The organism is Rhodococcus sp. 4CII, from assembly GCF_014256275.1.
Taxonomy (GTDB): domain Bacteria; phylum Actinomycetota; class Actinomycetes; order Mycobacteriales; family Mycobacteriaceae; genus Rhodococcus_F; species Rhodococcus_F wratislaviensis_A.
Genome location: NZ_JACCFE010000002.1, coordinates 5,951,090 through 5,965,293, shown reverse-complemented (window position 1 = coordinate 5,965,293; position 14,204 = coordinate 5,951,090). Strand labels below are relative to the sequence as shown.

At 62.5% G+C, this 14,204-nt stretch carries 8 protein-coding genes; 2 read left to right on the top strand and 6 right to left on the bottom strand.

Annotated elements, in window-relative coordinates; genetic code table 11:
* Positions 1–426 precede the first annotated feature (426 nt).
* Positions 427–822 carry a hypothetical protein gene (locus H0B43_RS28345; protein WP_185724891.1) on the top strand — a complete coding sequence of 132 codons (396 nt, stop codon included), beginning with the start codon at positions 427–429 and terminating at the stop codon, positions 820–822.
* A 182-nt stretch (positions 823–1,004) separates the two neighbouring features.
* Complete coding sequence (locus H0B43_RS43260) at positions 1,005–2,591, top strand: DUF3761 domain-containing protein (RefSeq protein ID WP_397517545.1); 1,587 nt, start codon at positions 1,005–1,007, stop codon at positions 2,589–2,591.
* 535 nt (positions 2,592–3,126) lie between these two features.
* Here the strand turns inward: H0B43_RS43260 and H0B43_RS28335 are convergent.
* The 6 genes from H0B43_RS28335 to H0B43_RS28310 all read right to left on the bottom strand — a co-directional run bounded on the left by H0B43_RS28335 (position 3,127) and on the right by H0B43_RS28310 (position 14,102).
* Positions 3,127–4,077, bottom strand: a complete 951-nt coding sequence (locus tag H0B43_RS28335; RefSeq protein WP_312033654.1) for an HNH endonuclease signature motif containing protein — start codon at positions 4,075–4,077, stop codon at positions 3,127–3,129.
* Between the two features lie 22 nt (positions 4,078–4,099).
* Complete coding sequence (locus H0B43_RS28330; protein WP_185724892.1) at positions 4,100–5,665, bottom strand: sigma-70 family RNA polymerase sigma factor; 1,566 nt, start codon at positions 5,663–5,665, stop codon at positions 4,100–4,102.
* On the bottom strand, positions 5,666–6,076 hold the full coding sequence (locus H0B43_RS28325; protein WP_397517440.1) for a hypothetical protein: 411 nt from the start codon (positions 6,074–6,076) through the stop codon (positions 5,666–5,668).
* Between the two features lie 77 nt (positions 6,077–6,153).
* The gene (locus H0B43_RS28320; RefSeq protein WP_185724894.1) at positions 6,154–7,017 is read right to left on the bottom strand and encodes a ParA family protein; all 864 of its coding nucleotides are present in this window, start codon (positions 7,015–7,017) and stop codon (positions 6,154–6,156) included.
* A 72-nt stretch (positions 7,018–7,089) separates the two neighbouring features.
* Entirely contained in the window at positions 7,090–8,805 is a 1,716-nt protein-coding gene (locus H0B43_RS28315) for a DEAD/DEAH box helicase (protein ID WP_185724895.1), read from the bottom strand.
* Positions 8,790–14,102: an AAA domain-containing protein gene (locus tag H0B43_RS28310; protein WP_312033655.1), complete on the bottom strand. Its 5,313-nt coding sequence runs from the start codon at positions 14,100–14,102 to the stop codon at positions 8,790–8,792. The genes H0B43_RS28315 and H0B43_RS28310 overlap by 16 nt, the downstream gene beginning before the upstream one ends.
* Positions 14,103–14,204 lie beyond the last annotated feature (102 nt).

The window sequence follows — 14,204 nt, the reverse complement described above, 5'->3', positions numbered from 1 at the left end:
AATCGTCGACAGGCTGGAGTCCAAGTCTCACGAGGCATCGCGCTGGCGCCACCCAGCCAGGCGAGTAGCGATTGACGTAAACGTTGCGAGGCGATATCAGACGCCTAGACCTACCACCAGATGGCGCCCTCCCACGTACCGTCAATTAGTGTTCATCCGGTCGAACTTGTTTTGGGAGATGCGATGCGTACAGCTGTTTCGAGGGGTGCAGAACGCCGCCGTCCTTGCGCAGTGCTCTTTGCATCCTTCTTGCTACTTGGTGCATGTAGCTCGCACTCTGGAAACGTCGACACGGCAACGATCGTCAGCACGCCGCCGGCCAGGACGGAAACGACCGTCCCTCCGGCAGCGAGCCCAGAACCTCCACCGAGCGCAGAGGATCAGCCACAGGCCACCCCCACGGAAACGGTTGACTGTAGTCAACCGATGCCCGCGCCGACAAATCAGTTCGGCGCCCCCATGTCGAGCGGAACAAGTATCTGCGCCACTGTCGTGGCGTGTGCCGACATCAGCGAGAACTACGAGCCGGGCACTACCCACATGTCAGACGGCACCCTGATGTACACCGAGGAATGCAACGACTACTACTTCACCCAAAAGGCCGAGCAGCAGCCGGACCCCGGGACGACCTCCGGCCGGGGTTACACCTGCAACGAGAGTGGATGCGTCTGGCCTGACGGCTCACCGGTCCCGAACTATCAACGCTGTGGCGAAATGTGCGGCGAACCCCCCACCTCCGGTGACATACAAGGCAAATGGTTCGAATGCCTGAATTCTGGAGCAACCGAAGAAGAATGCCGTTCGCAGCAGGGCGAAAATTAGACAGTAGCCATTGCTGCGCAGTGCACCACACACGCGCGCACACGTTGCTCTGTTAAACGGCGGCGATACCTGGAGCCAGCGTACGAGGACCTGCGTTGTGATGAAACCAGCGATCGACCCGGGCGTCTCTCAGGCCCCCGACCGCCCCGCGGCTGCGCTCACGCAGTGACGCGAAGAAGTTGATGCGACGCATCCCGCGCGTAACAGATCTACCCAAAGGTGCGATAACCAGGGACAACGCTTGCGCGTCACTGCTAGCAATGCCCGGAGATACCATGTACGACCCTCACGGTCCCACACCCAGCTCACCCGCTCACGAGAACGGCCGCGCAGGGTTCCGTCGCACACTGTCGGCAGCGGTTCGAGTAGTTGTGGGACTGATTGGAGTCGTTTTCCTCCTCTCTCTCATCGGCGCTGCGATGGACGGCGTGGTCAGTATTGCGTTCTACGTATTCGGGCTACTGATCTCCACTGGCGCGTTGTACTTCGCCACCATTCGCCCATCACGCGTTCGCGCATGGAGGCAACAGAATCCGGGCAAGTCACCCGTCAAGCGGAGAGTTCTCTGGGGCGCGGCGGTGGCAACGTTGTTCATAGCCTCGACTGCTCTTGATTCGGCGATTCACCCCGAGATGCACGAAAGCGAGCAGACGGCTGAGATCGCAAGCTCGACCTTCCCTGGCACAACGACCGCGACTGCTCCATCTGCACCGACCACGACCGCCGAGCGGCCCCTCGCCGTCGCGTCCAAAGTCAAACAAGTCGATGGTTCGGTGGCAGCCAACGCTGCACTCGCGAAGCTCGACGCCTTAGCCATCGAGCAGCCAGCGCCGATGGTTGGCTTTGATGATGCCAGGCTGTCGACGTGGTCCGACGACGTTGACGTCGAGAGCGGAAGAAATGGATGCGACACTCGCGATGACATTCTGCGACGGGACCTCACCGAGGTCGTCCTCGTGTCGGGTTCTGGAGGATGCTCAGTACGTTCGGGGAAACTGGAGGATCCCTATTCGAACAGAACCCTTACCTTCGTAAGCGACGCGGACGTATCGGGCAGCGTGCAAGTCGACCGTGTCGTCGCTCTTGCGGATGCGTGGCAGAAGGGAGCGCAGCAGGTCGACGAGCAAACGATGCGCGCGCTAGCAAACGATCCGCGCAACCTGCAGGCGGTAGGTTCCACTACATTCGAGCAGAAGGCCGGGCGCGACGCCTCTGCGTGGTTGCCGTCCAACTCGTCGTATCGCTGCACCTACGTGGCCCAGCAGGTGGACGTCAAGTCGCTCTATCGGCTGTGGGTCTCGCAAGGTGAGCACGACGCGATCGCGCGGGTCTTGGGTGAGTGCGGCGCGACCCTACCACCACATCCAAGCCCGGTAGCCGTGCCGACCACAACCGTTTCGCCGTCTCCGCCACCCCCTACCGTTCCACCAGTTCAACAGGAACTAACTCGCGCCTCGCCGACAACAGTTCCAGTCGTACCCCCACCACCACCGGCCGCTCCGGCGCCCGCACCGGCTCCAGTCGTACCCCCACCACCTCCGCCCTCGCCGGCACCGGCTCCTGCACCTGCACCTGCCCCGGATCCCGAACCTTGGGGAGGGTACGGCTGCGGCGAGGGCTACTACGAGAACTCCGCCGGCAATTGCATCCCCGTACCCGGCTCATCGCCGAGCGGCGCAAGCGCACGTTGCAATGACGGCACATATTCTTACAGCGAGAGTAGAAGCGGAACGTGCTCCCGTCACGGCGGAGTGGCCGAGTGGTACTGACAAGCTGGCATGCGATTCTCGGGTTGCGCGCACCCCCGCAACTTCAGGATTCACCCACCGTCTGAAATATCAACGAGTTACATATGGCGACAATCGCTTTGACACGTCAGACTACAGCGATGAAGAGGTGTGAACCTGCAATTCGATCGGGTGGACGGCGAGCTTCAGACTCGCCGGAATCCGCTTCCGGGATTCGTGGGCGAATGATCAACTTCCTTGATACCGGCCCGTCCCGCGCGCCGGGGTGGGCGACTCCGTTCCGTTGACCGTGGGCAACGGGGAGAGCGGGAGGACGAATTCGTCCGGCAACGAGAGCATCGCGGCTGGTGGTGACGATGCGCGACGACCGAGGGCAAACATCCCGCCATCGGTACTGAGGTCGAGCAACGCGACACTGAGACACCGAAATCGAAAGTCATCTCGCCCCGCAGCGGGGCGCACTGGCGACAGCAGGCAGTCATTAGACCATTGCACCGAAACGCGTTAGTTCTATCGGCTCGCTGCATCCAAAAGAATTTGCGCCCATTCGTACCCGTCACCCCGCTGATCGGAACTTGTCGTAGCTCGCCTCGAGCAGTTCTCGATCTGGCCGCTCAGCCCGCACAGATGGAATCACCATGAGCTTCTGACCATGTCGTTCCTTCAATCCGTATTCGAGCATCGGTCCGTCAATCTCGATGAGCAGGTCCTGTCGAATTTCCACCACAAGGTCCGGTCGAATACCCAAAATGTGCGCATCGAATGCCGCATGGTGAATCTTGCACATCGCGAGCCCATTTCGAACGGAAGCGATGCCCCCTTCGTCAGAGTCCGGAACGATGTGCGCCGCGTCTAGAAGTTGACTGTGCCCCAGCGCACACACCGCGCACCGGGTCTCATACGCGCGCATCACCGTGGACCGGAAGACGGGCTGATGCAATCGCCGCTTGGTCTCCGCCACGATGTATCGGCGGAGGTGCTCCTCCACAGGCGAGTCCGTCCGGTGCAAATCACGTGCGACTTCCGTTGCGACAACGAATTGATGCTGCTCAGCTTCCTCAGCGACAATGAATACGGGGTAGATCGGTTGAAAGCGGCTCGGTCCCACGCCATAGAACCAGATGAGCGGAACCTTCAGCTCCATCGCCGCACGAAGGCCCCGGTTGTCCATGTTCTCGGGATCCTTGCCTGACCACTTGTAGCGAAGGAGCCCGTCCGCACCCACCGTATCCTCGTACGGTCGCTCTTCGCCAGCGCGACGGTACGTGGTGCTGATCGACAATGCGGAGGCGAGCTGGCGTGGCTTGCGAATGCCGCGTGTGGGATCCATCAAGCGGAACATCTCGCCATCGACAGTGAAGTCGAGCAGTTCCTGTCTGCTGATCGAATCGAGACCGTCATTCGTGCGGATGGCCAGAAACCTCATCGCCTCGCTACGTAGACGTGTGTCAAAATCCGATGCGGCGTTGACACCCTGAGAAATATCCGCCATCAACCGTTCCTCCACGTACTCAGCCTTTCCCCGCTAGTCACATTGAGTCGTAGAAGGGTCGCAGAATGCTTGCGACTGGCTCCTCTTTCATTGCTTTCAATGATTTGGACTCGATCTGCCGGATTCGTTCGCGCGTAACACCGTAGATCTTCCCGATCTCATCGAGGGTGTACGGTTCCAATCCTGTCAGCCCGTACCGGAGCCGGATGACCTGGGCGTCCCGCTCCGACGACGGCGCGAGCACCGATTCGAGCACTTCATAGAATCGTCTGCGCTCAGCGACCTCTTCTGCAACGACGGCCAGGTCGTCCTCGAAGTCGAGCCCGTCGTGTTCTGCGTTGTCGATGAGCACATCGAGACTCAGCACGCGTTGGTCGTACTTTTCCAGATCACCGATGTGTTCGGTCGTGGTGTCGAGCGCAGTGGCGAGCTCGCTCGGCGTCGGCTCCCGCCCGGTCTCCCTCGTCAGGCGCGCACGCTCCTTGCTCAGCTGGTCGATCTGCTCGACCATGTGCACCGGAATCCGAATGACCCGGGACTGGTCGGCTAGGGCGCGAGTGATCGCCTGCCGAATCCACCACGTCGCGTAGGTCGAGAACTTGAATCCGGTCTTGTAGTCGAACTTCTCGACGGCCCTGAACAGTCCGAGGTTGCCTTCTTGAATGAGATCGAGAAGTTCGAGCCCCCTGCCCTGGTAACGACGAGCGATCGATACGACCAATCGCAAGTTCGCCTCGAGGAACCGCATCTTTGCGCGCTGCCCATCTCGACGGAGCCGCTCCAAGTCGCGGTGTCGCTGGTCGGATAACTTCTCGCCGGCTTCCTCGGCCTCCTCCAACAGATAGGCCGCGTAGAGCCCGGCCTCGATCCGCTGTGCGAGTTCGGATTCATCTCCCGACACCAGTAGGGAGCGCTTCTGGATCGACTTCAAATACGCCCGAATCGAATCGACAGTCTCATACTCTCCGACATCGATGGCCGCCTCTGTGCCTACCTCGTTCTCGTCGAATTCGACTGGTGGTTCGTGCTTACTCGTGCCCGCGCCGGCGGCGGCACTCCCCTGTGGACGAGGAGCTGCCGGTTCCAACTCTCGCTTGAGTTTCGGTGTGCACTTGTTCTCCGCAGGACGCATCTGCTGCAGCCGTGGTTGCGGATGTTCCTCAAGCTTGGGCGCTTCCGCTTTCGGAGGAGAATACGCAGGCTCCGCGGGGACGCGATCAAACCCTTCGGCCTCGGGCTCGACAGAGGACGTCCGATCAACGATGGTGACGCCGAGCGCCCCGAGCGTTCGAGCCAGCTGCGTGAACTTGTGGTTCGAGCCGGCGTAATAACGCACGGCGTGGGGATGCCCAATATTGAACTGCCCCTCCGACGACCCTTCGAGGTCGATACACCGCTCGATGACGTGGACGATGCCGAACTCGGAAGTCGTTCCGCGCGTCAGCCGTACTTCACCGATCTGCGAAATCGGCAATCGCCGCGGCTCGGTACCAAACGACAACGCCACAGACGGCGCCAGCTCTTCCCGCGTTATCCAGACGTACCCGTCGTGCAGAAGAACCTGTCCGTCGAAGCCGTCGTATCGATCGACTGTCACCGTCATTTACCGCAGTACTTCGCCCTTGGTGGCACGGGCCTGCACCCGCTCCACGATCCGATCGATCAAGCGCGGAGGTGTCTTCCAACGCATCGCGGCTTTGTCGTAGTTCATCGAGTGTTCGGTGATGATGTCCTTCAACTGCTCCGTGTTCAGCGTCTTCAATCGAGCGCGCAGGCCCGCTTCACCGGAAACCGCGAACACCGAGAACGGATCGAGGACACCCTTCGAACGCGCGGTCGCGATACGCGGGGCGGCAGGCTTGGGCGGGGCAGGCGCCGCGACACCACCCCCGGCGGCGAGTGCCTCACCCAGCGTCTTCGCAAAGCGAGGCGTACGCGCTGCCTCATCCGCTATGGCCTGGACCATCCGCGCCAGTGCCACCGCCACGTCAGGATTGGCCTTGCCAAGCGTCACCAACGAAGTCTCCGCATCGGAGGTGACACGCCGCAGTCGCAGCTCGTCGACCGTCAGGTCTCTCCCGCGTGTCTCTCCTACGCCCATCCCAACCTCACCTTTGCCGTAGCCATGAAATCCTGTGCCAGATCCCGCAGTGCGGTGAACTGACCGTCCGATCCGTACTTCTGTCGGAGAGTGCCGAAGTCCGCATACTCCGCGGCCGCCGCAATCTGATTCGCCTCCGGAATCAGGGACGGGAACACCATCGTGATGTCCTTCCTCCGGTTCAGATCATCGACAGTATTTCGATGGACCGGCGACGCCTTCCGGTACTTGGTGATCACTACACCCAGTTCCACGATCGGCCGTCCCCAGCGCTCGCCGAATTGCGCGATCCGTTCCTGCACCGGACCGATACCGTACGTCGACATCACATCGGGAATGGTGGGAATGATGTACGCATCTGCGCAACGTAGACCGTTGAGCGTGATGGTCTCGAGATTCGGTGGGCAGTCGATCAGCACGTAGTCGTACTGATCGATGACGGGCTTCAGAGCACGCAGGAGGATATCCGTCGAGTCACCCGACGCGAACGCTGCTCCAGCGATCCGTTCCTGCAGACCAATCATTTTCAGCGAAGACGGCAGGAGGTCGACCGTCCGGACCTTGCGTAACGGCGACACGGAACGCTGGATGATGCTCGATACGTCGAATTCGAAGACGGTGCCGGCAGCTGATATCGCGTGCTCGAACAACGCCGCCAGGGTGCGGCCCTGTGAGTCGAGCTCACCCCAGCGACTCTCCCCAATCATCATCATCGTCAGGTTGGTCTGAGGATCGAGGTCGATGAGCATTACCCGTTGCCCGAACTCACCGGACAGCATCTCGCCGAGGGCAGCCGTGGTCGTCGTCTTCCCTACCCCACCCTTGAGGTTGGTAGTCGCGACCACGTGCGTCATGACGGTCCCTTCCTGCTGCAAGATTCAACAATGCACAAACTAGCGTGTGTATCCGACACGGACTGTCATCCGCTACAGCAGGTTCGCGAGCACGTCGGCAACGTCGGGCTTCTCGAGCCGACTCATCGCGGCGGCCTCCGTTCGGCCGACGTCGACAGCTGTCAGCGCGAGCGCCGCAGCCACCTCCGACTGACTCATCGGCCGATGTCCACCTAGCCCGAACCTTAAGATCACGACGCCTACTTGATCCGGTTCGAGCACGGACAATCCGGTCAACACGATGTCGACGTCGTCGGCGCGCGGGTTCTCCGCGACTCGGCTCAGGACAGCCAGAAGCTCAGAACCGGCAGTGACCGTCCCTGGCTCCAGGGAGTCTTCTGCCTCCCCCACGAGCCGCTCAGCGGTTTCCCGGTAGACGGCGTCGGTCGAATCCGTCGACGATCCGTCGTGCGACTCGTCCCCACCGAGCCAATCACGAAGAACGTCCGCAGCCTGATCCGCGTCGACTGTAATCAGCTCGGACGCGATACCCGTCAGCTGTTCGAGAAACGTGCCGTGAGCACCCAAATCGGGGTCTTCAGAACTCCCCTTGGCGAACAGGACGAGGAAGGATGCATGCCTGCCATCCTGCTTCGGACGAATGATGCGACCCATCCGCTGGATCATTTGCCGCCGGCTCTTGCTGCTGGCGAGGATGACGCCCACATCGGCTTCCGGAACGTCGACACCTTCGTCCAATACCTTCGGGGCAATCAAGGCCTTCATCGCCCCGCTCTTGAACGCGCCCAGCAGCGTGGTGCGGTCGGTTCGCGACAGGTCACTCGTGTACGGCGCCGCGAGCACGCCTTCCTCCAGCAGTACCTCCGCGGCGGCCCGGGACGACTCCTTGGTTTCGGAGAACAGGATGCTGCGCCCGGTCTGCGCCAGCACGCCCCCGAGCTCCCGAACCGTCTCGAGTTTCCCTGCTGCCGCTGCCAGCAGTGCGCGTCGCTGCGAGAACGCACGCAGGTAGTTTCTGGCAGCCCACGTGGCGCGGTCAGCGCCGCCCTCGCTGAGTTGCTGTACGTCGCGCATGAACTCGCCGAAGGGCTCCCCGGTGCAGCCGTACTTGTGGATCAGGTTGCCGCGCTCACGCTTGGCGGTCTCGTCGAGCTCCGAGTAGGTACCCTGTTCGGCCTCCGAGAACGGTACCGCTACCAACATCACCCGGACCGGGGCGAGAATGCCATCGCGATGCCCTCGGTCGTAGTCGCATCCCGAGATGACGGCTTCGAAGTACGGCAGAAGATGTTGTTCGACGCCATCATCGGTGCGTTCGAATGTGGCGGTGAGTCCCAGCCGTTCGGTGAACTCTTCAGTCAGCAGACGGGAGAAGGTCAGGGCCCCGTACCGGTGGACCTCGTCCGCGACCAACAGTGCCGGACTCGTCGGCATGGGCGCATTGCGCTGAATGGCAGATTGCACAGTGCTCACAAGAATGTCGCTGTTCGCGAAACTGTCGGACGACCCCGCACCACGACGACCGACACGACGACCGGGCAAGGCCTTCCGAATTGCCCGGTACCACTGGTCGAGGAGGTCTATGCCGGGAACCACTACCAGCACCGACAGTCCACGAGACAGCGCCTCTGCGGCGGCGACGATACCCAGGGTGGTCTTGCCCGTACCGGTCACCGCTTCGACCACTGCACGGCGACCCGCTGCATTCCACGCGTCGAGCGCTTCCTGCTGCCACGCGCGCAGCTCGATGCGTTCGGCGGCAACCGTAGCCGTCACGGCCTGATCCATTCCGGACCGTCAGCGCCGGCACGCTTCCGCAGCAGGCCTTCCTGCGCCAGCTCAGCGAGAAGTGCCGAGAGCTCGCCCTCCGGGAGGCGAGTGATGCGAGAGCCGCGTTCCATCGTCACCGGGCTCGTCCATGCGGCGGCGGTCAGCACACTCTTTGCCGAATCACGTTTCGCAGATGGGAGACCCGACCCCACCGTGGCGGGCGTGATGTGATCTTCGGAGAGAACGTACTTCCCCTGGTCGATGGCCAGTGTTTCGTCGGACACCAACGCATCCAGAGTTTCCCGCATCAGCCCCTCGTCCGCGGGCAGTCGTCGGTGTAGGTCCGTGCGAGTCGCGGGGCCCTTCTTCACCTCGGCGACGATGAGGGTGCGCAGCAGTCGCGGCGAGAACTCCTGATGGCCAGGCTCGGGACGGGCGTGGGTAGCCGCGGCAGGTGCGTCACCTTCCGCATTCGGAGGTTCGGCGAGTGCGTAGCGGATGTCCGGTTTATCCCCCACCTTGTCCATGAGGTTTTTGTGCGCCAGCTTTCGGAGCGCCGACCAGATCTGCACACGGTCGAGTCGCCAGAGCTCAGTGAGCTCGGCGGTCGACACCGGACCGGACTTCGCTGCCTCGAGCAGCCGATCGAAGAGATAGTCGTCAGGCCGCGGAATTGCGCTCTCGGGCATCACTTCCCATGCCGAAGCCGGAACAGCCGAAAGCGGTTCCTGAATGACCTCGGGTGCCGACGCGTTCACCTCGGCGACAACCGGTGGTGCCGGGGGCTCGGTGTCTGGCCGCTCTGGCGGGATCACTCCGGACTCGGCCGGAGGCACCCGCTCGATCGGATCGACGTCCACCGTCGGCTCCGCGACCGGGGTCGTCAATGGGGCCTCCGAGGGGAGCACGTTTGCCAGCTCCGCCTCAGCCACGTCCTCGGCAAGTGATTCGTCGTCAGGCAACAATGGAGGTGCCCACGTCGAGGTCGAAACTGTCTCTGCCGTGGAGACGGAACCGGGCGAGATTCCTCGCTTGTCGAGCTCCGCCCACAGCCCGCTCAGCGAACCGACGGGATCTAGGTAGTACTCCGACTCGCGGATCCTCCAGAACTCCCAACCACAACGCTTGAGCTCTCGCTCACGCTCCATGTCGGCGCGTACCTGTTCCGGTGATGTGTGGAATGCGTCGCCGTCACACTCGACCGCTAGCCGTCCGGCCGCACCGGTGACCACCAGGTCGATTCGGCGACTGTTCACCTCCACCTGCGGATTCACGTGATACCCGCGTGCCACGATGTCGAGGTAGATGCGCTGTTCGAAGAGGCTGTCGAAGTCTCGGTGGCGCTCGTCTCGAGTCACTCCCCCAGGCATCGGATCTGCCGGCGCCGGAGACGTCGACTGCATGTATGTGAGCAACGAATGCCGCAAGTCGGTCGAGCGCAGGGAGTCCGCAGTCCGCGAATGGAACAGCCATAGCTGGTCCTGCGCACGTGAAGCGGCAACGTTGTAGCGGCGCTGGTAGTCGTTTTTCGTCATCGCCGATATTTGCTGTTCGGGTGCGACCACCATCGACAGTAAGATGACGTGCCGCTCGTCGCCCTGGAAGTCGGGTGGTGTTCCGATGCGGAGCCGCCGCTCGTCCCACACGTCGATGTCCAGGCGTGTGAGAAGCTCGTTTTGGATGACGTCCACCTGGGACTGTCCCTGGAGCACCACGACGCCGAAGGTTTTTCCGTCGTATGCCTCGTCGGACAGACATGCCACGATGGCATCGACAATGGCGAGTGCTTCGGGCCTGTTCGCCAGTGTTGCGTTTCTCCCGGTTACGACACCGCCCTCCACATAGGTGGTCCGCAGCGGCGGCAGCCGGTCGGCGCCGAACTGGCGAACGGGCACCAGCGGCGCGTCGCGGTAGAACTGATTGCTGGACCAGTTGATGATCTCGGGCATGCAGCGGAAATGCTCGCGCAGCCGGATCACTTGGCCAAACCTCGTTCGCAGCAGGGAGAACAGGCTGTCACGGGGGGTGAAGCTGTTTCGGAGGTAGCCCGGAACGTCGTGCAGATACATGTCGAGCCGGTCGAAAATTCCGTCCAACGCACCGGACGAAACTTCGCTGGGCGCACACTGCTTGTCGTCGCCGACAACGATCACCCGCGGCGCGAGCCACAACAGGAACAAATTGCTGATGTCGGCCTGGCTGGCTTCATCGACGATGACGACGTCGAAAGTGTTGGGTTCCGGAGGAATCGACGCAAGAACCTGCTGGAGCGGCATCACCCAGGCGGGCACCGCCCTCTGCGCGATCTGCATCGCTTCACGAGCCGAGGCTCGATATGTCTCGGCGTACTTGCCGGTGCCCTTGCCGATCGACGACACGTGCCCCCGGTATGCCTGCAGGGCCTGCACTTCGGTTGCCGTCATCCGTTGAAGACACCCGACCCAGGCGCGTTCTGCCGCCAGCCGCGCGGTCAGCTGCGCAATATCAGCTTCAGCCGTCGCGAGATCCAGTTCCTGTTGTTTGTCTCGGCCCACCTCGTGCTCGCGCTGCATCCAGGTGTGAGCGCGACGCCAGGCCCATGCCTGGTCGAGGTTGTCGAGGCGGGTCGACCATCTGTCGTCGCCCGCGGTGTCGGCGATCAACGTCGCCAGTCCCGGCGCGCCGCCCTCGATCTGCCCGCGCAGGGTGTTCAAGTAACGCTCTTCTTCTTGTTGCTGTCGAGCCGTTGCAAGATCGGAGAGTGCTCGGGTGATTTCGTCGAAATCTGCCGAGCCAAGCCCTTCAATCAAATCGATGTACTCGGGTGCCGGTGCTCCACCACTCACCGCCGACACCTCGGCACTGAGTTGACTCATTCGGCTGCGGGCATCGTCCGCGTCATGGGTCGCCGCGACGGCGCCGGCCGCAGCCGCGAGTGCTTGCGCTTCCGACACGCTTCGGATTCGAGGCGCGGCAGGGGTGATGCCGAGCAACACCTCGACCAGACCATTTGCCTCCGCAGCGAGACCGTTGATGTGTCCGATCTGCACCGCCGTCCGGTGCAGTTCATTGATCTGGACGGTGCGTGAACCGTTGACGTGGACGACGATGCCGATATCGCCGACGAGTGTCGCGGCACTCTGGACGCAGTCAAGTGCCCGAAGGTGTTCAGTGACTATGCGCGCCGAGTCTGCGGTAACGGCGTCCTCGCCGTCCACCGTCGCCAGTACGCCCAGCTCCTCGACAGCCTTCTGTTCGTCGCTCTTGCGAAAACGGGTTCGCCACTCCACGCCCTTTTCCATTGCGACGGCCAACGCGCCGTAGGCATTCAAAGCGCGGCGCCCGGCAACCTGAGTTTCAACGCGACGCGAGCCGACGAAGGCGTCGCTGCGCTTGGCCATGTCGAGCAAGGCTGGCACCTCTGCGGTCCTCGACCACAGGTGTGACGTGTGACCCGACAGCACACCCTCGGCAGCGTTCTGGAACGCCGGCTCCAATGCACGAACTTCGGCAACCCGGGCCTGCAGTCGCTCGCAGCGGCGTTGCACATCCATCAACGTCGGCGCCGTCGCTCCACCGAGCAACTGAAGAAAATGGGCGGCCCCCGGATTGATGTCTGCGGGCCGGATGGATGCGCGCGTGCACAGCTGCTGGAGCTCGGGCATCGACGGAAGGAGGTGGTCGACAGTGGGCAAGGACTGGTCGAGCCGCCCCGCGCGGGTCGGGTTCGATCGAAGCGTCAGGGTGATCAGGGTTCGGAACTGTTCACCGGTGAGCGGGGGCGCGTCAGCATTGACTGGACCTGGGAGCCAGTCGAAGAGCTCCGCCCGGTTGGTGACCTCACGAACGATTGCTGCCGCAGTGCCCGAGTACCCCGGTGCAATTTCCGGATGCTGGAACGTTTCGGATTCGCGCAGGGAGCGGATGTCTTCGGTGATCTTCGCGCGGCGACTCAGCGCCTGCCGACGTCTGCCGGTGAGATCCGCGATCCGGGAATCGGCATCACCTTTACTGAACGAAGCTTTTCGGGTAGCGATCTCGGCAACGCTCTTGTTGAGCTCGTCGGAGCCACCGCGTCCGATATCCGTGATGGAGACACACAGTTCTTGCATCTCCTCCGGCAACTTGTCCCGCAGTACCCGCAGCGCCTGCGACTTCTCACTGGTGACGAGCACGCGCTGCCCGTTCGCCAGCAATGCCGAGACGAGGTTGGCAATGGTGTGCGTCTTGCCGGTTCCGGGGGGACCTTCCACCACGACGCCGCTGTCGTCTGCGAGCCGTTCGATGATCTCGCTTTGCTCGCGGTTGGCGGGCAAGGGAAACAGCGGGTCTTCAGCGAGAGCGGCCGACGGCGCGGATCCTGTCCGCTCAAGCCACGCGACTCGCCCATCCGGCTCGATGGCCGTCACCAGCTGTGCAAGCCCGAGAGGAACCGTGCTGTCGTCGCGTTCTGCCGCAGCGATCATCGTCTCGTAGTACTCGACCAGCGCGAACGCCCCGCGCTTCCGCAATACCAGCGCCGGCGACGGCGTGAGAACGCGACCGGAGGGCGAGTCCGTCCCGCTCTCTTCGACCTCCACATTGGTGGTGAGCGCACGCGCGGCCCATTCCTTGAGGAAAACGAGAATGTTCGCATCGACGGGAGACGCTGATTCGTGTAGCCGCTCCTGGAGAGCCCGCGATCCCGATACGTCGAACGCGTCGAGACCGGTCAGCAGCTGGGTGTCCTCGAGCCTCGGCGCAGTGTCCGCATTGAGTCGTACCAGTAGGTCGCCGGTGGTTTCGTCGCGTTCCACGGTGACCGGCTGCGTAACGATGTGCGTGCGAATATCCTCGCCGGCAACCTTTGCCGACAGCTCCAGCAACCCGGACGCCAATACCAGCTCGACGGACTCGGGGCGCGACACCATTTCCTGCAAGGCGTGCTGCAGTGCCTGGTAGAGCTCCCAGTTCGGCCGTCGCTCCTGGTCGAGCTGAGCCCACATTCGCCACTCGGACAGCCACCGTGTGAATTCGCCCTCGACGGCCGTTGCGTTGGGCGAAATTGCCAACGAGGCACGCGAGTCTGTGGGATCACCCTGGATCCATTCACGAAGGTTTCGAGGCACCTCGGGCGGCTCTTCCAACGCGACCCGCCGCGACCGAATGACTACTTCACCCGCGGTAACTTCGAAATCCACTGACACCGAGAGGCGGCTCTCGTTCAACCAGATGATGTCGTCGTGGAGGCGGAGGTTTCGGACCGGCTTGGTCCTCGCTTTTACCAGTTCCTGCAGAAACTGCATGAGCCGCTGAACCCGGTCTTTGAGCTGGGGGTCGTCTTCCCGAACCTCCACAGAATCGCCCCCTTCGTGCCTGTGCGCCTACTGCGCACCCGTAGCGTGTGACAGAGTAATGAGCAGGTAAGACACTCGCGCGACGGAGTCCTCAATTCCATC

Coding starts and splice junctions, on each gene's coding strand:
- H0B43_RS28320 (WP_185724894.1), bottom strand. CDS start 7,017: ATGACGCACGTGGTCGCGACTACCAACCTCAAGGGTGGGGTAGGGAAG.
- H0B43_RS43260 (WP_397517545.1), top strand. CDS start 1,005: ATGCGACGCATCCCGCGCGTAACAGATCTACCCAAAGGTGCGATAACC.
- H0B43_RS28315 (WP_185724895.1), bottom strand. CDS start 8,805: ATGGATCAGGCCGTGACGGCTACGGTTGCCGCCGAACGCATCGAGCTG.
- H0B43_RS28345 (WP_185724891.1), top strand. CDS start 427: ATGCCCGCGCCGACAAATCAGTTCGGCGCCCCCATGTCGAGCGGAACA.
- H0B43_RS28330 (WP_185724892.1), bottom strand. CDS start 5,665: ATGACGGTGACAGTCGATCGATACGACGGCTTCGACGGACAGGTTCTT.